The organism is Desulfosporosinus youngiae DSM 17734 (assembly GCF_000244895.1).
GTDB classification, from domain to species: domain Bacteria; phylum Bacillota; class Desulfitobacteriia; order Desulfitobacteriales; family Desulfitobacteriaceae; genus Desulfosporosinus; species Desulfosporosinus youngiae.
Map to the genome: position 1 here is coordinate 497,022 of NZ_CM001441.1, position 19,967 is coordinate 516,988.

At 44.6% G+C, this 19,967-nt stretch carries 20 protein-coding genes and 1 pseudogene; 12 read left to right on the forward strand and 9 right to left on the reverse strand.

Features of this window, described 5'->3' with window-relative positions; all coding sequences use genetic code 11:
• Nucleotides 1–496: 496 nt before the first annotated feature.
• From DESYODRAFT_RS02430 to DESYODRAFT_RS02480, 11 genes are all read left to right on the forward strand, one after another.
• Nucleotides 497–1,222, forward strand: coding sequence for an amino acid ABC transporter ATP-binding protein (locus DESYODRAFT_RS02430; RefSeq protein ID WP_007778970.1), 726 nt, complete (start codon nt 497–499; stop codon nt 1,220–1,222).
• A 101-nt stretch (nt 1,223–1,323) separates the two neighbouring features.
• Nucleotides 1,324–2,133, forward strand: coding sequence for a transporter substrate-binding domain-containing protein (locus tag DESYODRAFT_RS02435; RefSeq protein ID WP_007778972.1), 810 nt, complete (start codon nt 1,324–1,326; stop codon nt 2,131–2,133).
• Nucleotides 2,133–2,804, forward strand: a complete 672-nt coding sequence (locus DESYODRAFT_RS02440) for an amino acid ABC transporter permease (RefSeq protein ID WP_007778974.1) — start codon at nt 2,133–2,135, stop codon at nt 2,802–2,804. The genes DESYODRAFT_RS02435 and DESYODRAFT_RS02440 overlap by 1 nt, the downstream gene beginning before the upstream one ends.
• Nucleotides 2,801–3,451: an amino acid ABC transporter permease gene (locus DESYODRAFT_RS02445; RefSeq protein ID WP_007778976.1), complete on the forward strand. Its 651-nt coding sequence runs from the start codon at nt 2,801–2,803 to the stop codon at nt 3,449–3,451. The genes DESYODRAFT_RS02440 and DESYODRAFT_RS02445 overlap by 4 nt, the downstream gene beginning before the upstream one ends.
• Before the next feature lie 363 nt (nt 3,452–3,814).
• Nucleotides 3,815–4,468, forward strand: a complete 654-nt coding sequence (locus tag DESYODRAFT_RS02450; protein WP_007778979.1) for a Crp/Fnr family transcriptional regulator — start codon at nt 3,815–3,817, stop codon at nt 4,466–4,468.
• A 269-nt stretch (nt 4,469–4,737) separates the two neighbouring features.
• On the forward strand, nt 4,738–6,210 hold the full coding sequence (locus DESYODRAFT_RS02455) for an SLC13 family permease (protein ID WP_007778981.1): 1,473 nt from the start codon (nt 4,738–4,740) through the stop codon (nt 6,208–6,210).
• A 22-nt stretch (nt 6,211–6,232) separates the two neighbouring features.
• The gene (locus DESYODRAFT_RS02460) at nt 6,233–7,993 is read left to right on the forward strand and encodes an adenylyl-sulfate reductase subunit alpha (RefSeq protein WP_007778983.1); all 1,761 of its coding nucleotides are present in this window, start codon (nt 6,233–6,235) and stop codon (nt 7,991–7,993) included.
• A gap of 17 nt (nt 7,994–8,010) precedes the next feature.
• Entirely contained in the window at nt 8,011–8,316 is a 306-nt protein-coding gene (locus DESYODRAFT_RS02465; RefSeq protein ID WP_007778985.1) for a 4Fe-4S binding protein, read from the forward strand.
• Between the two features lie 302 nt (nt 8,317–8,618).
• Nucleotides 8,619–9,041 (forward strand): hypothetical protein, encoded by a 423-nt coding sequence (locus tag DESYODRAFT_RS02470; protein WP_007778987.1) that lies wholly within the window; start codon nt 8,619–8,621, stop codon nt 9,039–9,041.
• A 14-nt stretch (nt 9,042–9,055) separates the two neighbouring features.
• Complete coding sequence (locus DESYODRAFT_RS02475; RefSeq protein WP_007778990.1) at nt 9,056–9,274, forward strand: SHOCT domain-containing protein; 219 nt, start codon at nt 9,056–9,058, stop codon at nt 9,272–9,274.
• Between the two features lie 77 nt (nt 9,275–9,351).
• Entirely contained in the window at nt 9,352–9,615 is a 264-nt protein-coding gene (locus tag DESYODRAFT_RS02480; RefSeq protein ID WP_007778992.1) for an SHOCT domain-containing protein, read from the forward strand.
• A 114-nt stretch (nt 9,616–9,729) separates the two neighbouring features.
• Here DESYODRAFT_RS02480 and DESYODRAFT_RS02485 read toward each other — a convergent pair whose 3' ends face one another.
• From DESYODRAFT_RS02485 to DESYODRAFT_RS02520, 9 genes and pseudogenes are all read right to left on the reverse strand, one after another.
• Nucleotides 9,730–11,127: a sensor histidine kinase gene (locus DESYODRAFT_RS02485; protein ID WP_007778997.1), complete on the reverse strand. Its 1,398-nt coding sequence runs from the start codon at nt 11,125–11,127 to the stop codon at nt 9,730–9,732.
• Nucleotides 11,128–11,129: 2 nt separating this feature from the next.
• Nucleotides 11,130–11,822 (reverse strand): response regulator transcription factor, encoded by a 693-nt coding sequence (locus tag DESYODRAFT_RS02490; protein ID WP_007779000.1) that lies wholly within the window; start codon nt 11,820–11,822, stop codon nt 11,130–11,132.
• 338 nt (nt 11,823–12,160) lie between these two features.
• Nucleotides 12,161–12,301, reverse strand: a pseudogene (locus DESYODRAFT_RS28985) (cytochrome C biogenesis protein); the annotation flags it as partial.
• 184 nt (nt 12,302–12,485) lie between these two features.
• Entirely contained in the window at nt 12,486–13,622 is a 1,137-nt protein-coding gene (locus DESYODRAFT_RS02495) for an ABC transporter permease (protein ID WP_007779004.1), read from the reverse strand.
• A 166-nt stretch (nt 13,623–13,788) separates the two neighbouring features.
• Nucleotides 13,789–14,952 carry an ABC transporter permease gene (locus DESYODRAFT_RS02500; protein WP_007779006.1) on the reverse strand — a complete coding sequence of 388 codons (1,164 nt, stop codon included), beginning with the start codon at nt 14,950–14,952 and terminating at the stop codon, nt 13,789–13,791.
• 21 nt (nt 14,953–14,973) lie between these two features.
• Nucleotides 14,974–15,648: an ABC transporter ATP-binding protein gene (locus DESYODRAFT_RS02505; RefSeq protein WP_007779009.1), complete on the reverse strand. Its 675-nt coding sequence runs from the start codon at nt 15,646–15,648 to the stop codon at nt 14,974–14,976.
• Nucleotides 15,649–15,765: 117 nt separating this feature from the next.
• Nucleotides 15,766–16,350 carry a DUF2318 domain-containing protein gene (locus DESYODRAFT_RS02510; protein WP_007779011.1) on the reverse strand — a complete coding sequence of 195 codons (585 nt, stop codon included), beginning with the start codon at nt 16,348–16,350 and terminating at the stop codon, nt 15,766–15,768.
• Nucleotides 16,351–16,454: 104 nt separating this feature from the next.
• Nucleotides 16,455–17,843, reverse strand: coding sequence for a 4Fe-4S binding protein (locus DESYODRAFT_RS02515; RefSeq protein ID WP_007779012.1), 1,389 nt, complete (start codon nt 17,841–17,843; stop codon nt 16,455–16,457).
• Nucleotides 17,844–17,851: 8 nt separating this feature from the next.
• Nucleotides 17,852–18,331: a hypothetical protein gene (locus tag DESYODRAFT_RS02520; RefSeq protein WP_007779014.1), complete on the reverse strand. Its 480-nt coding sequence runs from the start codon at nt 18,329–18,331 to the stop codon at nt 17,852–17,854.
• A 272-nt stretch (nt 18,332–18,603) separates the two neighbouring features.
• On the opposite strand from DESYODRAFT_RS02520, the gene DESYODRAFT_RS02525 reads away from it, so the two are divergent.
• Nucleotides 18,604–19,965 carry a sigma-54-dependent transcriptional regulator gene (locus DESYODRAFT_RS02525; protein WP_007779016.1) on the forward strand — a complete coding sequence of 454 codons (1,362 nt, stop codon included), beginning with the start codon at nt 18,604–18,606 and terminating at the stop codon, nt 19,963–19,965.
• The last annotated feature ends 2 nt before the right edge of the window (nt 19,966–19,967 follow it).

Sequence of the window (19,967 nt, forward strand, 5' to 3'; positions counted from 1 at the left end):
GACGCTGTTTTTTTGTACTATCTGAAAGTATAAACTTGCGTTATATACTGCAAGAAGGTTTAACCCGTGCGAAGACAGTGTCTTCGTCTAAGCATAAGGGCAACCAACGGTTCGCCTCAATCGAGAGCATGCGTTTAAGGCTCGGCGAAGCCGGGTTTTCTTTATTTGGTCAAAAAAGAGAGAGACAACGATTGTAGTCTCTCTCTTTTACGGATTCATCTGCACACACGCCCGCTAACGATCAACGTTTACAAACGTGAGTTCCATAGCAGATGATGTCTCCGATTTGGTGTCGCGCCAATGCGCGATCTCAATGTCAGCTCGCCATTTAGTGTAGAACAAGTTCAGGATTTTGTCAACCCTCGCTAATCTATAGGGTATTTTTTATTATCAAAATAGAGGAATTTTTCAGAAAAGAGAGAATAAATAATACATAACTGGCAGACTCTAGGGAATATTTTTGGGAGAAAACAGAAGTTATGGAAGGAGAAGCCGCTTGATTCAATTAGAAGGGGTAAATAAACATTTTGGTCATTTGCATGTCTTGAAAGATATTAATCTAACGGTTAAGTCAGGAGAAAAATTGGTAGTCATTGGCCCTAGTGGATCAGGCAAGAGTACATTAATTCGGTGTATGAATCTTTTAGAAAAGCCGAGTTCCGGAAAGGTAACAGTGGATGGGGTAGAAATTACTGCTCATAAAGCATCAGTCGCTAAAGTTCGTCAATCCGTTGCTATGGTCTTCCAACAATTTAACCTCTATCCCCATAAAACGGTACTGGAAAATTTAACACTTGCACCTACGCTGATTAAAGGAGTATCTCAGGCGGAAGCCGCGAAAGATGGTATGGCTTTTCTGGAACGTGTAGGATTAAAAGAAAAAGCGGAAGTCTATCCGTCGCAGCTCTCCGGTGGGCAGCAACAACGTGTGGCCATTGCCCGGGCCTTGGCAATGCGCCCCAAAATCATGCTCTTTGATGAGCCAACATCCGCTTTAGATCCGGAGATGATCCAGGAAGTTCTTGATGTTATGGTCGATTTAGCTCATGAAGGAATTACCATGGTTGTTGTCACCCATGAAATGGGTTTTGCCAAAACAGTCGCTGATCGCGTTATCTTCATGGATGATGGACAAATCGTGGAAGAGAATTCTCCCAAACTATTTTTTGAAAACCCTGCACATGAACGTACCAAGTCATTCTTAAGCCGAATTTTGCGCTAATCTTTGAATTCGGTCTGCTCATATGCGGTACTTATTCCGGTAATTCCATATGGAAAGCGCAGGTAGTCTGCGACTAAAGGATTCGAAGAGGGGGATTAATTATGAAGAAGATCGGGATGATTTTGACAAGTCTATTGTTAGTAGCCGGTTTGGTAACCGGATGCGGGTCCACTCCGGCGACCCCGGACAAAAGCAGCAGCGGAGTGCCTACAGATATCCAGGCTATCAAAGACCGGGGTGTTCTGAAAGTAGGCGTTAAAGTGGATGTACCTAAGTTTGGGTATAAGGATCCTAAGACCGAGGTAGTCGACGGATTTGAAATCGATTTAGCCAAAGTTATCGCCAAAGAGATCTTGGGAGAAGAGAAAATCGAAACCACGGCCGTCACAGCAAAAACCCGCGGACCTTTGTTAGATAGCGGGGACGTAGATCTGGTTATCGCAACATTTACTGTTACAGAAGAGCGTAAACTGAGTTACAACTTCTCAGATTCATATTTCACCGATGGGGTAAAATTAATGGTTAAGAAGGATGCCGGTATAAAAAGTCTGAAAGATTTAGACGGCAAAAAGATTGGCGTAGCTCAAAGTGCGACCAGTAAGAAGGCCATTCAAGAGGCTGCAGATAAGCTTGGAGCAAAAGTCAGCTTCCTGGAGTACAGTACCTATCCGGAAATTAAGGCAGCCTTAGTTTCTGGTCGGGTTGATTGTTTTTCAGTGGATGGATCTATCCTATTTGGATATTTAGATGATTCAACGATCATCTTAGATGATAGTTTTGCTCCTCAGGATTATGGAGTCGCCTCTAAAAAAGGAAATGAGGGATTAGCTAAATTAGTTAATGAAACGGTTGCTAAGCTGAAAACATCCGGAGAACACGATAAAATGATTCAAAAGTGGGGGCTTAAATAGTGGTTAGTCCCTTTGCTTGGTTTAAATGGGAAGCACTTTTCAGTGATTGGACGGTATTTGCTGAGGGGTTTAAAACGACAATCATGGTAGCCGTCCTTTCCCTTACATTAGCCCTTATCCTTGGAATAGTGTTTGGGGTGCTAGGGACTTCTCAGTGGACACTAGCCAGGCTAGTGAGTCGCATCTATGTCGAATTCATCCAAAACACACCACTGGTAATTCAAGTATACTTCCTATATCATGGGATGCCGCATATGGGCATTATGCTGCCGGTCTTCACGGTTGGGGTTTTAGGTGTCGGCGTATATCATGGCGCTTATATTGCTGAAGTAGTCAGAGCCGGAATCGACTCGATACACAAGGGACAAATGGAAGCGGCTTTATCTCAAGGATTTAGTTTTTGGGGAGCTATGCGGCATGTTATCCTGCCGCAGGCATCCCGAGTCGTTTTGCCGCCCCTCACTAATCAAGCGGTTAACCTGATAAAAAACACATCCGTCCTGGCGATGGTCGCCGGCGGTGATCTAATGTATCGTGCGGACTCCTGGTCAAGCGAGAATATCTACTACGGACCGGCGTATGTTGCTGTCGGTCTGCTCTATCTTCTCCTTTGTTTACCGTTAGCGACTTTGACACGCCGCTTAGAAGGTAAAACGGGGGTGTCTGCATGATTCAAGAGGTCTTCAAACCTGAACTGATTCGCTTTCTGGGTCAGGGGCTTATGACGACGCTGTATATTGCAGTCATGGCTATTCTGCTTAGTTTTGTCTTTGGAACGGTCCTGGGCATTGCCCGTTACTCCAAACAACCTATTTTGGGCAGAATCGCCGCAATCTATATTGAATGTGTTCGTAACATTCCCATGCTCCTATTTATTTTAGTTTTTCGTTTTATGACTACTATGAAACCGATTAATTCCGGAATTGTCGCAATTGCAGTTTTCACTTCGGCCATTATTGCTGAAATTGTCCGAGGGGGGTTAACCTCTATTGATAATGGACAGTGGGAAGCCGCTAAATCACAGGGCTTTTCCTATCGTCAAACCTTGAGGCATATTATTCTTCCTCAAGCTATGCATAAGATGATTCCGCCGTTAGTATCTCAATTTATAACGGTTATTAAGGACACATCCTTTGTATGGGTTGTGGGTGTGGAAGATCTAACGGGTAAAGGTATGATTATCTTAGGACAATACGGCTCAACGAGTCAGTTCTTTGCGATTTTTGGAATGATCGCTTCAACGTATTTCGTATTGAATTATTCCCTTTCAATTATTGCCCGCCGACAACAATTTAAAATGGTGCATCAGAGTTTTTGACTATTGACAATAATTAATGGAGTAGTCAGTCTGACGCTAGCGTATAATGGTTTAAGGCGACCCGAATGGGGTCGCCTTTTTGTGGGTGTTAACCGTTATAGTCGTAAAATGGATAGTAATAAAAAAGGTAATAGTATTAATGTATGACAGATAAGGAAGGAATCTTGATCATAACGACGAAATCTAAAGCTGGCGGTGAAGCGTCTCAACTGTGCCGTTATTTGATACAACCTTGGTTCATGCAACAGGTGCGGTAAACTTTGCACCCGATTGAAGCCAGCTTACAAAGGTGGTTCGATGTGATTATGGAGAGTGGAAAATGGTATAATACGCTTAAGCGAACATGTTATGAGGGGGAAGATAATGTTTCAGATCACCGACAAAGAACGGGCGTATTTAAACGAAATAGCTTCAGAAATAAACTATCCCAAAGGACAGATTATTTTTTCTGCCAGTCAGAAAACCAATGAGGTCTATTATATTATCAGTGGTTTAGTTAAAATTTATCGTACAACCTCAGATGGCCGGCAGGTGTCGGTTGCGCTCCGATATCCGGGTGATTTCATTGGTTTGGCGGAAGTACTCAGCAATATTAATGAGAGAGAGTATAGTGCCGAGGCTATGGATAATGTCTCGATTTTGATTATCTGGAAGGATAGCTTTAAAAAGATGCTTGTTGAGATGCCTGAGTTTTCTGAGAGGTTAATCAAGCTGATGAGTGATCGTTTAAGGGAAGCGCAAAATACAATCTATGATTTTATTATGAATCCCACTCAAGGGAGGCTGGCTATTTTTCTGTTAAATATGGCGGAACGTGCAGGGACTAAGGGCGAAGACGGCATGATTCATGTGCGTTTGCGGGTTACTCAAGAGGAACTTGCTTGTGTTATAGGTTCGGCACGCCAGACTATTTCGTCACTGCTTAACCTGTTTAAAGAAGACGGGAGTATCCAATATGAAGGCAGAGAGATAGTTGGTGTAAACCCCAAAAAAATGAAGAAATGGATTGAAGAGTAATAATTTAATAAAAACATTAAACTATTGTAATGCAGCCGACAAAATTAAGGTCGCCTAAGATTCCTTAATTTTGTCGGCTGCATTTCTTTTGTCATAAATACGACAAATAAATGTCTCCTGGCTGGTTTTAAGCAACTATTGTTATTGTTAATATCTTCACATAAGAATGAAGGGCAGAAGGGAGAGATAACAGGTATACGGGCAAAACTCAGCGGCCCAAAGCTGAACAATTGAATCAAGGAAGATCATCAAAGAAATGAGGGGGATAAATGTCAGCACCTGCTTTTCAAGCAAAAACACTAAGTACAGATATTAAGAATCTTAAAAAAGAGTTCTCTGGATTTATTCTTGCATGGGTAGTTTTTGCGGCAATCCTAACCCTGGTTCCTACTTCGGAGAGTCTTACCGGGGGTGGCCGGGCAGCCTTGGCTGTGATGGGCTGGGCCACAATAATTTGGTTAAGCAATGGATTGCCTTTAGCGGTTTCCGGTTTAATGATACCCGTTTTATTGTCCTTAACCGGCGCAGCTGAAAAGCTGCCTGACGCTTTTAGCGGTTTTACCAGTAATGTCACGTTCCTTATTCTGGGCTGTTTTATTCTGGCTGCTGTCATGCAGACGACTGGCTTGGACAAGAGGATTGCCCTTAGTATTGTTTCAAGAGTTAAGCCCACAGTGGGGAGTGTACTAAAAGGCATTATCGGGGCTCACCTGGTGACTGCAGTACTCGTTCCTGCGACGAATGCCAGAGGAGCACTTTTCCTGCCTATTATCCAAGGCCTGAACAATTTGTTTGATAAGGCCGGCGAAGGCGCCAGAGCGAGAAAGGTCTTTACTATGGTCGGTATTGGTTTTGCCTCCCTGGCCAGCGGGACTATTTTGATGCACAGCCATATGTCCAATGTCATTGTGGCCCAAACCATTAATCAGGCAATGAAAAAGGACATAATCACTTGGGGCACTTGGGCTTGGATGAATTGGCCACTGCTCGGTATTTTAGTAATCATGTATTACTGGGTCAATTGGATCATGAAATCCAAGAATATTGAAGTCCCCGGCGGTATCACTGAAATCAAGCGCCAAAAAGATGCCATGGGTAAAATGACGGCTACTGAATGGATCGTCCTGATCACCTTTGGCATTGCCATTTCTTTATGGGCGACCGAACAAATTCATGGTTATAAAATGGCCCTGGTTGCCCTGATAGCCGTGATGGTGCTTTTTATCCCGGGACTTACAAACTTTTCCTGGAAAAAGGTGCAGTCGAATACGATCTTTGGTACCTGGCTGCTGCTCTGCGGTTCTCTGTCCCTGGTATCCGCCTTTGAGAAGACAGGAGTGGATAAGTGGATTGCTTCTCACTTAGTCGGTATAGCACCGGCTTGGGGCTGGATGGGTGTTAGTATTTTTATCTGCATCGTTATCCAGATTAGCCGCTTAGGTATTGTGAGCAATGTTGCTGCTGTAACCTTATTGGCTCCTATAATAGCGGCCATGGCCCCCATGCTTGAGCTGAACACTGTGGCCTTTACGATGATGGTTTTAAATGTGGATAGTTACGCCTTTGTGCTGCCTATCTCGGTAACGGCTTGTTTAATTGCTTATGGGACCGAGGAATTTACCTTCGGAGAATTTGTTAAAGTAGGTGCTCCTTTCACCTTAATGGTGATTATCTATATGGTCATTATCATGTTACCTTGGTATGCTTTCACCGGTTATCCCATCTGGGTGCCCACTCATTAACCACTAAAGGAGGAAGATTTAAATGGCAAGAGCATGTTTGCCGCAATCCGTTGCTAAAATTGAAGAGGTGCGTATTGATACGGATATTCTGATTATCGGAGCAGGAAATGCCGGTTGTTTTGCGGCCATCGAAGCCAAGCGGCTCAACCCTGATTTGAACGTAACCTTAATGGAGAAAGCGCACATCGACCGGAGCGGATGTCTGGCCGGCGGGATGGATGCGATTAACACTTATATTAAAAAGGGTCGTACCATAGAAGATTTCGTGCGGTGGAGCCGTTCTCAGGCCGGCGGTCTGCTTCGTGAAGATTTGACCATTTCAATGGCGGAGGTTTTAAACAAGCCTATTGAAGAATGGGAAGAGTGGGGTATGCCTATTAAATATGAAGAAGATGGGGATGAATATAAAACCAGAGGTAAATGGGATATCACAATCAGCGGCTCGGAAATGAAAGTCATTTTGGCGGAAAAAACCCGCGAAACGGGCTGCGAGATTATTAACCGGGTAGTTGCAACCAACTACTTGATGGAGGGCAATAAAGTCATTGGTGCTATTGGTTTTGGGGTGAGGGACGGCAAAGTGTATATTATCCGGGCCAAGGCTACCATCATTGCTACCGGCGGTGCAGCCGGTTTGTATAAACCCTATCAGAACGATGGTAACGACAGCCATCATCAGCTTTGGTATGCTCCTTTTAACGTAGGTACCGGTTTTGCGATCGGAATCCGTCAGGGTGCTGAAATGACAACCTTTGAAATGCGCTGGTGTGCGACTCGGACAAAAGATTTTAATGGCCCTATCGATACTATTTCAGTGGGTTATAAAACCCCCATGATTAACTGTAAGGGCGAGCAAATTCTAAAAACCCGTTACGCCCACTTAGGAGGGGATGCCGCTCCCCGTTATATCCGGGCTAACGCGCCCATGGATGAATGGCGTGAGGGCCGTGGTCCCTGCTATGTGGATACTACCCACATGACCCCCGACCAAATCCATGACATGAAATACGATTATCTGAATGAGCGCCCCAGCTACGTCTTATTTTTAGCCAGCCGTGCGCAGAATTTAAGTAAGGAACCTATCGAAATTTATGGCTCTGACCCTTACATTGTGGGTGGTCACACCGCGAGCGGTTACTGGGTGGATGTAAAAAGAGCGACCACCTTACCCGGATTGTATGCCTGTGGTGATGTGGCGGGCGGCACACCTAATAAATTTGTGGGCGGTTGTGCTGCTGAAGGGCTCTTGTCTGCCAGGGCCGCCGTTGACTATGTGGCCGGTGCAAAGCAGGGTAACCTTAACGAGGAGCAAATTTCCCGGGAGAAAGATAGAATTTTTGCACCCGGTTTCCGCCATAGTGTCGTGGGTGACGGTGTTACACCCCGGGAAATGGAAGAAAGGCTGCAACGGCTGATGGATGAATATGCCGGGGGAGTGCACCAGTTTTTCAGAATGAACAAAGAAGGTTTGGAATATGCCCTGCGCAACATCAAGATTTTGAAGGATCAGGTCAAATACCTAATCGCCACCGATCTGCATGAGTTGATGGATGCTCATGAAGTCATTGATCGCTTAGACGTTGCTGAGGTGCTGGTGCACCATTTGATGTACCGTGAAGAAACCAGATGGGCGGGCTGGCAAACCCGTGTTGATTTCCCGGAAAAGAACGATCAGCAATTTGATTGTTTTGTAAACTCTCGTTATAACCCGGAAACCAGAGAGGTAGAAATGTTTACCCGACCCTATGAACAGATTATTCCAGGTGACCGTTTAAAAGCTTAAGATAGGAGGTTGAAGAGATGCCACCAGTAGTCTATCAAGATAAATGCCAAGGGTGCGGAAAATGTGAAGAGATATGTCCGGGGGATTTAATGGAATTAAATGAGGATAAGAAAGCGTTTTGCCGGGCGAAAAGAGATTGTTGGGACTGTATGGCGTGCGTAAAAGCCTGCCGGTTCGGGGCCCTTGAAACCCGAATTCCTTATCAATTGGGGTACTATCCAGCCAGACTTATTCCCCAGGTAAGAGAAAAGGAAATTGAGTGGACCTGCATTGATATCGATGGTAAGGTCGATAAGTTTCTGGTCAGGACTTACAATAAATAGACCCGCAACAGAAGTCGCAAATTATCAATTAGATATAGCGGCCAAGAATCCTTGGAAAGCCAGTAGAACCTGGCGATTCCAAGGATTCTTATAATATTGATTAATAACAGAAATACTTCCTGACACTTAGAAATGAACTAGAAAAAGTTTTGTTTAAAGGGATCCTGATTTGAAGTAATCAGGGTCCCTTATTCATGAGAAATTCACAACTTTTTCATGAGTTAATCGTATCAGAGAGTTAGACTAAGGACATGAAGAACCGGCAAGATTAAAAGTTTTAGTGAATGAAGGAGGAATATATCATGAAACGATCCAGCAAGAGAATTATGGCAATCCTAGGAACAGCAGCCTTAGCGGTGGGGATTATGGCTTTGCCGGCCATAGCCGAAACAACCCGGCAAGGGAGCGCATGGTTTAGCGAAATGCATGGATACATGCAGAAAAACTTTTCACCGGAACAACACCAAGCGCTTATGAATTCGAGAGAAATGCAAGATCTTCATAATTCTCAGGAAATGCAAAAGGCAATGCAAACAGGGGATGTCAAAAAGATGCAAGAACTCATGAATTCAGATCCGGCGGTTAAAGCTCAAATGGGGCAGGACAACTTAGATAGAATGAACGAATTAATGAGTAATTTCGGAGGGAGCATGATGTCCAACAGTGGCGGCAGGGGAGGTTCGCATGGAATCAGAAATGCGATGGGATCTCAATTTAATAATTAAAAGGGAGAGAGCCTATGATGTTTGGTTTAATACTTTTAGCCTTTATCGCTTGTTACATGTTTAATTCATCTAGCTGCAAAGAGTCATGCCTGGACTATCAAGCTCAGACCAACACTCCACTGGATATATTAAATGAACGTTATGCACGTAGTGAGATTGATAGAGAGGAATATCTCAAACGGAAACAAGAGTTGTCAGGACAAAAGCAGCTTATATCAGTGATAAAAGGATAACCGGCCTTAATTTTTGGATGAAAAGGTTATCTAACGATGTAATTTAGCAGAAATGGGTCGAAGGAGGATTTTATATGATGGGCGGTTGGGGGAATATGATGGGTGGCTGGGGATATGGCGGCTATGGAATGATGGGTATGGCGGGAATTGGAATGAATCTCATTTTGGGAATTGCGGTCATTTTACTGGGAATCTATTTATTTCGCCGCAATACCTCGCATATTCATAACACGGTACCAGGGAAGAATCCCGCCATGGATATCCTGCGCGAACGATATGCACGCGGGGAGATGGATTCAGAGGAATATCAAGTCCGGAAACGGGATCTGGAGAGTCAATAATTACTCCGCTGCAAATTTAGACATTAAGAAAGATCGACCCGGCTCTCAATTAAGTACTGAGAGCCGGGTTTCATTAACTTCCCTACGAGTTATTAACTAATTGTAGGCCATTGATTATTTCGGTGATACGTTTACTTCTTTAGGAAGGTGAACCATAAATTCGGTCTCAAGCCCGACTTTACTCTGTACGGTGATGGTGCCTTGATGAAGAGTCGCAATCTGGCGCACTAGTGCCAGACCAATTCCGGTTCCCCCTGATTCACGGGTCCGTGATTTATCGGCACGGTAAAAACGCTCGAATATTAAGGGGAGCTCTTCTTCTGAAATGCCCGGACCAGTGTTCCAGATTTTTACCTCGGTAGAATCCAGGGTTTGGGTAAGAGTAACTGTTATCTTACCGCCTGTGTTTGAGTATCGATAGGCATTATGGAGCAAATTGTAGAAGAGCCGGGTCAGAAGGTGCTCGTCCCCGGAGGTAATCACAGGTTCTTGGGGAACGTTCCAATTTAGAGTTAATTCTTTTTCCTGGATAAGGGGATTAAGACTGTGAATGATTTTTTCAAGCAGAAGCTTTAAATCGACATAGTTAAGGCTCAGGCATAATCCGCCTATTTCAGCCACATTTAGGTCTTTAAGATCGCTGGACAAGTCAACTAAACGGTCAATTTCCTCATGAATGGATGCGAGATTTTCTTGATTAGCCGGCAGAACGTTGTCTTGGAAGGCTTCGATATAGCTTTTAATCGAGGTCAAGGGAGTCCGCAGTTCGTGGGCGATATCCGCGGTAAACTGTTTGCGCAGAGTTTCCTGCCGATCTAAATTATCAGCCATGGCGTTAAAAGCGTTTGCTAGTTGTCCTACCTCATCTTGAGAACGAATGGAAACACGTTCGTCAAGGTGGCCATGACCAATACGATCGGCAGCTTGCGTCAATCGTCTGAGCGGAGCCACGAGTTGGCGGCTTGTGAAATAACTGAGAAGAATCCCAAAAACCAGTGCTAATCCCCCGGCGAAAAGCAGAGAGCGAAAGACTGCTGATTGAAAGCGGATATCTTGGGGATTGAGAATCTTTGAGGTTGCAGGGTAGCGGACCTCTGCGGTGGCTAAAGTGCCAAGGGGTCCTGACACTGTGAACGTCTTTGTTTTCCAGCTTGCAGGGGAGTAGGACGGCATCCCCATATTCATACCCATACCCATTTCGCCTTTACCGTGCATCATATTGTCCATTGGGTTACTTAATGTGGCAATGAGCTTGCCGCTGGGATCCTGCAGAGTAACAACGGTACCCATCGGAAGGGAATGGCTCAATTCATTCAGAGACACAGGATCCCAAGTGCCTCTGGTTTGATAAAGCGAACTCAGACGAGAGGGTAACTGTTCCAAGGTCGCTTCGTTCACCTCAGTTAAGTAATCACTAAATTGTTGTTTAAAGACAAAGTTCACGGACAGCATACTAAAAGCTAAGGTTGTTAACGCGATGATCAGGGTGGAAAGAAATAATTTAGTACGCATTCTTATCCCCTCGCATTCGGATTAAACTTGTAGCCAATACCGTAAACTGTCAGGATAAGTTGAGGGTCGCCGGGGGTTGCTTCTATCTTTTGGCGGATTTTCTTAATATGGGCATCAATCACACGGTCATCTCCGCCAAAATCGTGCCCTTGGACAATTTCAACTAATTGACTTCGGGACAGCACTCGTCCGGGGTGTTTGGCCAAGGCACCGAGAATCTTAAATTCGGTAGGGGTTAATAAGATTTCCCGATCATGAAGGCGAATTTCATGCTGTATATTATCAATGGTGAGACCGTTGTCATAGGAAATGATGTCCGCAAGGGGTGCAGCTTCATTGTTAGCCCGTCGTAATACAGCCCGGACACGGGCGACCACTTCACGAGGGCTGAAGGGTTTGGTTATATAATCATCGGCACCCATACTTAATCCTTGGATGCGGTCCTCTTCTTCGACTTTAGCAGTGAGCATGATAATAGGTACGGAGGATAGTTTGCGAATCTCGCGGCAAATCTCCGTCCCTGTCATGCCGGGGAGCATTAAATCCAGGATGATTAAGTCAAAAGGGTTTTCTTTAAACATGGTTAGAGCGATAAGACCGTTAACAGCGGTGCTGACTTGAAAACCTTCCTGTTGTAAGTAAGCTTTAAGCACGTTCGTTATCTTTTTCTCATCATCAACTAGTAAGATCCTTATGGAAGACTCCTCCTCTCGGATAAGCAAAATCTGGATTGGCTAATGTGATCCAAGTCACGATAAATTAGATAAAAGTTTAGTATAATTTAAAACAAAGAATTGAAAGAATATTCTAACCGATGGATAGTTTTAATATCTAAAAGGTTCTTAGAGGTGAAAATTAATTTGAGGGGGAGTCTGTAATGGAAGGGCTAGATTTATTGATAACCTCCATTTGCTTTTCTATTCTGGGTTACGCATTATGCTACATTACTCTTTCAAGTAATCATCAACTCAAAAGGCATAACGATAACCCAAAAGAATCATTGGAGAGATGAGAATGCAGCGTTTAATAATGACTAACCTGTTTGTGTGAAGAAGTATAAACCCAACACAATAAGTAAGATACCGCTAAGAAATGTAATATAGTGACCCCATTTTTGCAAGTGAGGCAGACTTTTTAATACCGCAGTAAAGGTGCCTGCAAGAATCAAGGGCAGCCTGAGGAATGGTCTCCACGGGCTCCATGCTCCTACAGCTGGGTCACCATTCAGCATAAAACTCTAAGAAAATTGGTTTGCCGGATTTCTGAGCTTCTTGGAAAGCAGTCATTGGCTGATTGGTTTTAACATTGGCAAGAAAACCTCAACTAACACGTTTCGCAGTGTGGGTTGGGGATTAATTTTAGATAGAAGAAAGTGCTTCTAAAGGATCTAAATGTATAGCACGCCGAGCCGGAAGAAGAGTGGAGACAACTCCTATTATGACAGAAGCACTGATTACGGTCAAAGCAATCAAAGGGTGGAATTCAAAGCTCATTGATTTCTGGAAAGTGATTGGAGCAAGGAAAGCGGGAGCTAAGCCCCCCAGAAGATATCCGAAAAATCCCCCGCAGAGGCTTACGAAAAAGGCCTCGCGAATCAAAATAGAAAGGATATGCTGACGGCGAAAACCGATGGCTCGAAAGATGCCAATTTCCGTAGTCCGATCATTAATGCTGCCTGTCATTGTAACAAAGACGATCAAAGCACCGATTAGTCCCAACAAAATAGAGGTTATTAAGGAAACGTTTGAAAAGCGATCCACACTCTCTTTAGAACCTTGAACAAGCTGGGATAGTTCGGAAACTTTGGCCCCGGGCAGGAGTTCAGTCAAGAGGGCCGCGGCTTTAGTGGGTTGAGCCGTATTGAGTTCGATCATGGACCAGGAATCTATTCCCGTAATTGATCGGGCAGTCTCAAATTTAGTAAATACGCCATTGTCCTCTGAGCCCCCGGTTTCTTGCATGACCCCAACAATAGAATAACTCCGGTAATTGAGTTCCAGAGTATTCCCAATCACTAAGTTTTCTTTTCGGGCGAGGCCCGAACCGATAATGACTTCGTTCTCACCAGGCAGATTGCCATCTATATGCCACCAAGGTTTCATTTTAAGTTCACTGGTGAAATCCACTCCGATGATCAGATAAGGATCAGTCGTTCCTGCGGCGGATCCAATAAGTTTGGGGGCAATTCCGTTGAGCATAAGCTCAGGGTTATTGTTCAGTTTAGCGACACTGTCATAATCTAAATGGTTAAGTTCATAATTAACTCCGGGAACGGAAAGACCTCCATAGCTGAGCGTAAAATGTTCAGACTTGGGAGTAATCACAAGGTTGGCTCCATATTGGGCTAAACTTTTTTGTAAATCATCTTGCATGCCTTTAGCCAATGAATTTAAGGCAACAGTTATTCCTACCACTAATATAAATGTAAGCAGTAAAAAGAGAGTCCTCCCTTTTCGCCGGCGCAAATTTTGGATAGCAATGTCTGTCAGTGTCATGTTTCCCTCCTTGTGGGACGGGGGGACAGGTTTAGTGTCCCCTTTTTTCTTTTAACATAATTTTAAGTGGGTATATGAAAATACTGATTAGAATATATTTGATGTTTAAGTTTCAGCATGATTTTGAAAACAGGAAAATGGCGGTGTGGGAACTGAGACAGCGGCATCACAAATAGCGCAAGGATTCAGACGGGTCGAGCCTTGCTGCTTTCCACGCGGGATATAGACTTGCTGTCAGCCCGATTAGCAGAGAGGCCGTTACGGCATAGATCAGCAAATCAGGGTGCCAGGGAATCTGCACTTGGGCCTTCATTAGCTCTGATCCAAAGCTTACGGCCATGCTCATGCCAAAAATGTAACCTAAAAACCCGCCTAGCAGACTTAAGGAGCCTGCTTCCGTTAGGATGATTTGAATAATATGACGTTTCCGAAAACCAATCGCTCGAAAGATACCAATTTCCCGGGTGCGTTCTTCAACAGACGATTTCATAGTCAGCGTGATCACCAAACCGCTGGCCAGCAAGAGAATCAGGGATATGCTCCGGGCAAGCAAGTTGAATTTATTGACGGTATCATCCCGGGATTCTAAGGTAGACATTAGGGCGGTAACCTTAGTGCCAGGCAGTTTGTCACTTAATTGTTGGGTGATCTCTTCGATCGGACAGGTATAACACAATGCAGCGGTCTCGATAAGGCTAATGGCGCCGGGCCGATTGGCTAATTTCTGCAGTACGGCCAAATTCATAAACACAGCCTGATCATTCTCCGCAGAACCTGTAGGCTGAATGACTCCGGCAATCAGGAAGTTCTGTCCTTTGATACTGACAGTTTGATGAGGAAGAAGGCCAAGGGAAAGGGCAATTTCACTCCCCAGGATGACTTCCCCCGCCTGGGGAAGTTGGTTTTTGGCAAGACCATCGACTTTCCACCATTTTTTTAAGTTAAATTCCTGAGGGAAATCCACGCCCAGCAACAACACTTCCCGACCCTTGAGGGTAGTGTTTGTTAAAAGTTTAGGAGCAATAACAGCCAGACTTTCTTTATTCTTGATGGTTTGCATCAGTGGTATGAGGGAGATATCCAGTTCTTTGATCTGAGTCGGAGCCTCAACCGTTATACCGCCAAAGGTTAATGATTGCCCTGTGTCAGGAAGGATGAGAATATTTGAACCGAATTGATCGAGCTTATTAGCGACATCTTCTTCCATGGCTTGGGTTGTGGTATAGAGGAAGATGATTGAAGCTACTCCGATCATAACGCTAAGCATTAATAGTGCAGAGCGCATTTGGCGGCGGCGTATGTTTTGCAATGCGATAGTTGTCAGACGCATTTAATGTCCCCCTTAGAGATCTCAAGGAATTTGGGATAGAACTCCATCCCGGATGTAAACAGCACGGGTGACCCAGGCCAGATTTTCTTCATTATGTGTCACCATAATAATTGTTAAACCATCCTGGTTAAGGGCTTGGAACAATTCTAACAGTTCCTTTGCCGTTTTTGAATCCAGGCTTCCAGTAGGTTCATCCGCGAAAATTATAGAAGGGCGGTTAACGATGGCCCGAGCAATGGCCACCCGGTTTTGTTCCCCGCCGGATAATTGATTGGGGAGGCGAAGTGATTTCGAACCCAGACCGACCTTGTCCAGAACGGTCTGAGCCATATCCCGTTGTTCTTTTCCCGGACGTGAGGTTATGGTCAGAGGGAGCATGACATTTTCCAAGGCGGTGAGATAGGAAATCAGTTGATATTGCTGAAAAACAAATCCCACGTATTCATGACGAAAATCCGCTAATCGTTCGGATGTTAGAGAATAGACATCAATACCATCGACTATGAGTTTGCCGGAGGTAGGCGGGTTTAGTCCTCCCAGAATGCTAAGTAAAGTGCTTTTACCGGAACCGGAAGGGCCCATTAAAGCCAAAAACTCTCCTTCAGCAATCTCCAGATTAATCGCTGTTAAGGCTTCAACAACCCCGTCTCCGCCTTCATAGGACTTACTGACGTCGCTCACGTTTATCAAAGACATTTAGCCGTTTCCTCCTAAAATGCTTGAAGTTACTTTTAGTCTTGGTTAGAGTGAACGCACCCGTAAGAACGAGTGCGCCTGCCAAACAATTTAATGAATAGAAGTGTCTTTCCAGTACTAAACTCTGGGTTCCCAGGCGTCAAGTACAGATTGTGGAATCTCAAGGTTATCGCCATTTAAAGAGTAGGTGAGGGCTTCGGGCGGATAGGCCTGGCAACCGCCGCTAAGGCCATTGAATGTCTGCAGGTCCCAGGTGGTTCCGCAAACGTTGCAGACTATTTGGTCAGCAATGATGTGAAAGGTTTCGCCCCTACAGGGTTCACAAAAGCTGACAGCCACCATGACCTTTCCATCGGGCTGGGCAAAGGCTGTTAAAGGAATCCGTTGACCGTTTGCTTTATACTCTGTCCAGATAAACTTTTTTTCTTTCACAGTACTAAGAGTTGCAACGACGACCTTCCCATTTTCAAGTTTGCTTTCCACCTTCGTTTGTTCTAATTTTTCGGTAGGACTATAAGTTATTGTTTGTCCGATATGGGCAGCCGCGGCGACAGAAGCGTCAGGTTTATTTCTGCCGGCAACTACGAAATAGGTGCCAATCATAATTACAACGGTTATTATACCTACGATACTGTATAGTAAGGCATTATTTTTCGAGGGTTGGGTGAATTTCTGGTTTTTCCCGGCACGGTCATTAGTCATTGTATATCCTCCTTGAATGGTTTGGTTAAGTCAAAATTCACAAAAGAAAGCAATAAGCCATTATAGAATTTTTCGGCATATTTATAAAGATGAAAATTTTGGACCTACATGCGCATAGCCATTGGGAGAATAAATAGATAGATGTTAATAATCCCTAATATCAAGCTTAAAACTGCAAAGGGCATAAAGCTGGATAGTGTTTTTCCTTCAGCGCCGAAGTTATTCTTCGAGATTCTATAAGCTGTATAGATAGAACCAAAGGTTCCCAGGGCAATAAGACCAAACTGAAGCAGTTGAATGGTAGAATTGCTTAGAATAGCAGCGGATGCACCATGGGTATCAACCCCGAATAATGCCGCAAAGGTGTAAATGACAGATTTGCCCTCAGCTAATAAGTGGAACAGATTGTGAGCGATGTGACCTGCTAAGTCTAAAGGAATTAAAGCATATCCGAAGATGGCAAAATTCTGTATAGTGCTCTTTTTATTAGCTAATTTTGCAAAGTAGCTGCTGGCGAACAAAGCTAAGACTGGAATTGCCATAGCAATAATGAAGGTAATGGTAAAGGTTACAAAGTAATTCGTTGTACCTACAAAAACTTCAAGCTTCGCAAGCATTTCCTGCCATACTTCAAGCATGGTAATGTTCTGTACAAAGACGATCCCCATGATGATAATGGCTAGGAAGGATTCCTCGAATTTTGGTTTTCTGATAGACCACAAGCCTTTGGATGGAATCCGGGTTGTTAATTGAATCGAGTCATTGGGACAGGTCTTAATACAATTGGCGCACAGATTACAACTCGCCATACTTTCCATCGTTCGTGGGAATTCAAACATCGGACAGCCTGGTGTGCTTTGGTTACCTTTATAACAAGACTGGGTTTTGCATTTTGCACAGGTTTCAGGAGTAGCTCTTAACTCCAGAGAACCGGACCTGGCGTAATTCCCTGATAACCCGCCCAGGAAGCACAAATAACGGCACCATGTTCTGCGCTCAAAGAAGGACCCGCTAATAATGACTCCTGTTGTAATGATTAAGAGTAAAATACCCGAACCCCTTGGGCTTTCAATGATACCAAAGGTATGATCAGCCCAGGTGATTAAGATAAAAAAGGCATCGATCAGCCATATGCCATATTTCTTTAAAAACCTGGGAACGGGACGATTGTTTCCTACGACTTTCTGAATCCAGTCACTTACGGTTGCAAAAGGACAAATCGCACACCAGAAACGGCCAAGCAATAGGAAAATGATAGGAATAAGAGGCCACCATAAAACCCAGGTTCCAGCCGTTCCGAAATTATCATGAGCTGAACCGGGCCCAGCCATCAATTCGAAAACAATAAGTGCAAAAATAGCTAAAACCGGTAACTGAATGATTCCTGGAAACCAACGGCTTTTAAGAATGCCTTTTATAGCTTTATTTTCGAGTAAGTTTTTCGTTTGAGATTCTTTGGGCGTATCAGGATTTATCTTCTTTGCTGCTGACATCTATAGTTTCACTCCTCTACTGTTGATGGCTTATTGTTATTCATAAATTTAAGAATCCCGGCTATCCCCACCACTAAGGCGTTGATTCCTGCGAATCCCCAAACTACCGGCCGATTAACCCCTTCCGGGTCAGAAGCTCCTTCACCGTGCCCACCGCTGGTTTCACCATGGCTGCCACTGCTGCTTTGTTCGGCTTCACCATTTACTGCGTCATGTCCAGGCTGGTTAGGGTCCATGTCTGGTGTTGCTTCATGCCCTGGCTCCGAGCCGGAATGATCGGGTTCAGGGTGCAGATTTGTCATTTCTTGAGGGGTTTCATTTGATTTAGGTTCAACATGGGTTGCCGCACTCCCCCCCATGTTCATTCCTCCATGCCCGCCTGAACTATCGCCTTCGCCGGCCAAGCCAATGCTGACAGAGCTTAATAATAGGCTGATACCTATGATTCCAATGGATAATCCTTTTTTTAATGAGATCCTATTAGGCATACGTTTTTCTCACTCCTTTTAATTCGGTCATTCACTATCAAATAGCAATTTCCGTGCCAAGTCTCAGCGAACTTTGCAAAAACTTCTTAAGAGGTTTAAACTTAGGAAAGTTACTATTTTACGGTGATTTAGGTGCTAATGATATGAATGTCTTGGTTCCATTCCCCTTGTTTGGGGAGGTAAGGTTAAAGGTTCTGATACTTTAGGGCTAAAATATTGCGGGATTTCCTACACTATAGTGTGGGAAATCCCGCAGGTAAGGAGGGCAAAACTTGCGAAGGGTATTAATCGCGGATGATGAAGCAAATATGCGCTGGGTTTTAGAACGGGCCTTAAGCAAAGCGGGTTATGATGTTGAGACAGTGGAGGACGGACAACTCGCCTTAGATCGAGCCCTGGCTGAACGTCCGGATCTTGTCCTGGCGGATTTGAAAATGCCGAAGCTGGATGGGTTAAGTGTTTTAAGGATACTGAAAGAGCATTATCCGGATTTAATGATTGTCATCATGACTGCTCACGGAAGTACTGCTACAGCGGTCGAGGCTATGAAGGCCGGAGCTCATGATTATTTGATGAAACCCTTTGATATTGAAGAACTTCTTATTACAGTCGCTAAGGCTTTTGAAGTTGAAAGTCTGCGTGAACAGGTGGATTATTTAAAGGGAGAGGTCCAAAGCGGCGGATGGCAGCTGGTGGGGGATAGTGAAGCAATGCAAAGGGTTAAACACTTAGTTGAGAGAGTTGCCCTGACCCCTGCTACGGTGCTTATCCAAGGAGAATCGGGTACCGGAAAAGAATTGGTGGCCCACGCTATACATACCTTGAGCCCCCGTGTTGACGGGCCGTTTATTCGTGTAAATTGTGCTGCCTTGACGGAGACCTTGCTGGAAAGCGAATTATTCGGACATGAAAAAGGAGCGTTTACAGGGGCACATGCCCGGAAATCCGGTCGTTTCGAGTTAGCCGATGGCGGTACGCTCTTTCTCGATGAGATCGGCGAACTTTCCTTTAATGTTCAGGCTAAGTTGTTAAGGGTTCTTCAAGAGCGGACGTTTGAGCGAGTCGGCGGTGAGAAAACCATTAAAGTGGACGTGCGGATTATTGCGGCGACGAACCGGGATTTACTGAAAGAGTCCCAGGAAGGGCGTTTTCGTGAGGATCTATATTACCGGCTGAGTGTCTTTCCGATAGCGATACCTCCTTTACGGGAACGTCAGGAGGATATCCCTAACCTGACCGGCCATTTTTTAAAGAAACTTAGAAATTATGGACCCAACAAGACTATAAGCCCGGGAGCTCTTACTCAGCTCATGGCTTATGACTGGCCGGGAAACGTGCGTGAACTAGAAAATGTGGTGGAACGTATGGTTATTATTTCCCAAGGGACAGTGATTGGCTTGGATGGCTTGCCTATTTTTAACCCCTCTTCCAAAGAGGAGAAGAGTCCCTTACCCTTTGTGCTGCCTTCGGAGGGGATTTCCCTCGAAGAAGTCGAGAAATCCTTTCTTCAGCAGGCCATGGAACAAACGGGAGGGAACCAAAGTCAGGCGGCAAAACGATTAGGGCTTTCCAGGCATGCCTTTTTATATCGTTTGGAAAAGTACGGAATTGACCCTCACTGGGGGATAGGATAGGG

Excerpts from the sequence above, each read along its gene's own strand:
- DESYODRAFT_RS02435 (WP_007778972.1), top strand. The coding sequence starts at position 1,324 with ATGAAGAAGATCGGGATGATTTTGACAAGTCTATTGTTAGTAGCCGGT.
- DESYODRAFT_RS02445 (WP_007778976.1), top strand. The coding sequence starts at position 2,801 with ATGATTCAAGAGGTCTTCAAACCTGAACTGATTCGCTTTCTGGGTCAG.
- DESYODRAFT_RS02450 (WP_007778979.1), top strand. The coding sequence starts at position 3,815 with ATGTTTCAGATCACCGACAAAGAACGGGCGTATTTAAACGAAATAGCT.
- DESYODRAFT_RS02455 (WP_007778981.1), top strand. The coding sequence starts at position 4,738 with ATGTCAGCACCTGCTTTTCAAGCAAAAACACTAAGTACAGATATTAAG.
- DESYODRAFT_RS02460 (WP_007778983.1), top strand. The coding sequence starts at position 6,233 with ATGGCAAGAGCATGTTTGCCGCAATCCGTTGCTAAAATTGAAGAGGTG.
- DESYODRAFT_RS02465 (WP_007778985.1), top strand. The coding sequence starts at position 8,011 with ATGCCACCAGTAGTCTATCAAGATAAATGCCAAGGGTGCGGAAAATGT.
- DESYODRAFT_RS02470 (WP_007778987.1), top strand. The coding sequence starts at position 8,619 with ATGAAACGATCCAGCAAGAGAATTATGGCAATCCTAGGAACAGCAGCC.
- DESYODRAFT_RS02475 (WP_007778990.1), top strand. The coding sequence starts at position 9,056 with ATGATGTTTGGTTTAATACTTTTAGCCTTTATCGCTTGTTACATGTTT.
- DESYODRAFT_RS02480 (WP_007778992.1), top strand. The coding sequence starts at position 9,352 with ATGGGCGGTTGGGGGAATATGATGGGTGGCTGGGGATATGGCGGCTAT.
- DESYODRAFT_RS02485 (WP_007778997.1), bottom strand. The coding sequence starts at position 11,127 with ATGCGTACTAAATTATTTCTTTCCACCCTGATCATCGCGTTAACAACC.
- DESYODRAFT_RS02495 (WP_007779004.1), bottom strand. The coding sequence starts at position 13,622 with ATGACACTGACAGACATTGCTATCCAAAATTTGCGCCGGCGAAAAGGG.
- DESYODRAFT_RS02500 (WP_007779006.1), bottom strand. The coding sequence starts at position 14,952 with ATGCGTCTGACAACTATCGCATTGCAAAACATACGCCGCCGCCAAATG.
- DESYODRAFT_RS02505 (WP_007779009.1), bottom strand. The coding sequence starts at position 15,648 with ATGTCTTTGATAAACGTGAGCGACGTCAGTAAGTCCTATGAAGGCGGA.
- DESYODRAFT_RS02510 (WP_007779011.1), bottom strand. The coding sequence starts at position 16,350 with ATGACTAATGACCGTGCCGGGAAAAACCAGAAATTCACCCAACCCTCG.
- DESYODRAFT_RS02515 (WP_007779012.1), bottom strand. The coding sequence starts at position 17,843 with ATGTCAGCAGCAAAGAAGATAAATCCTGATACGCCCAAAGAATCTCAA.
- DESYODRAFT_RS02520 (WP_007779014.1), bottom strand. The coding sequence starts at position 18,331 with ATGCCTAATAGGATCTCATTAAAAAAAGGATTATCCATTGGAATCATA.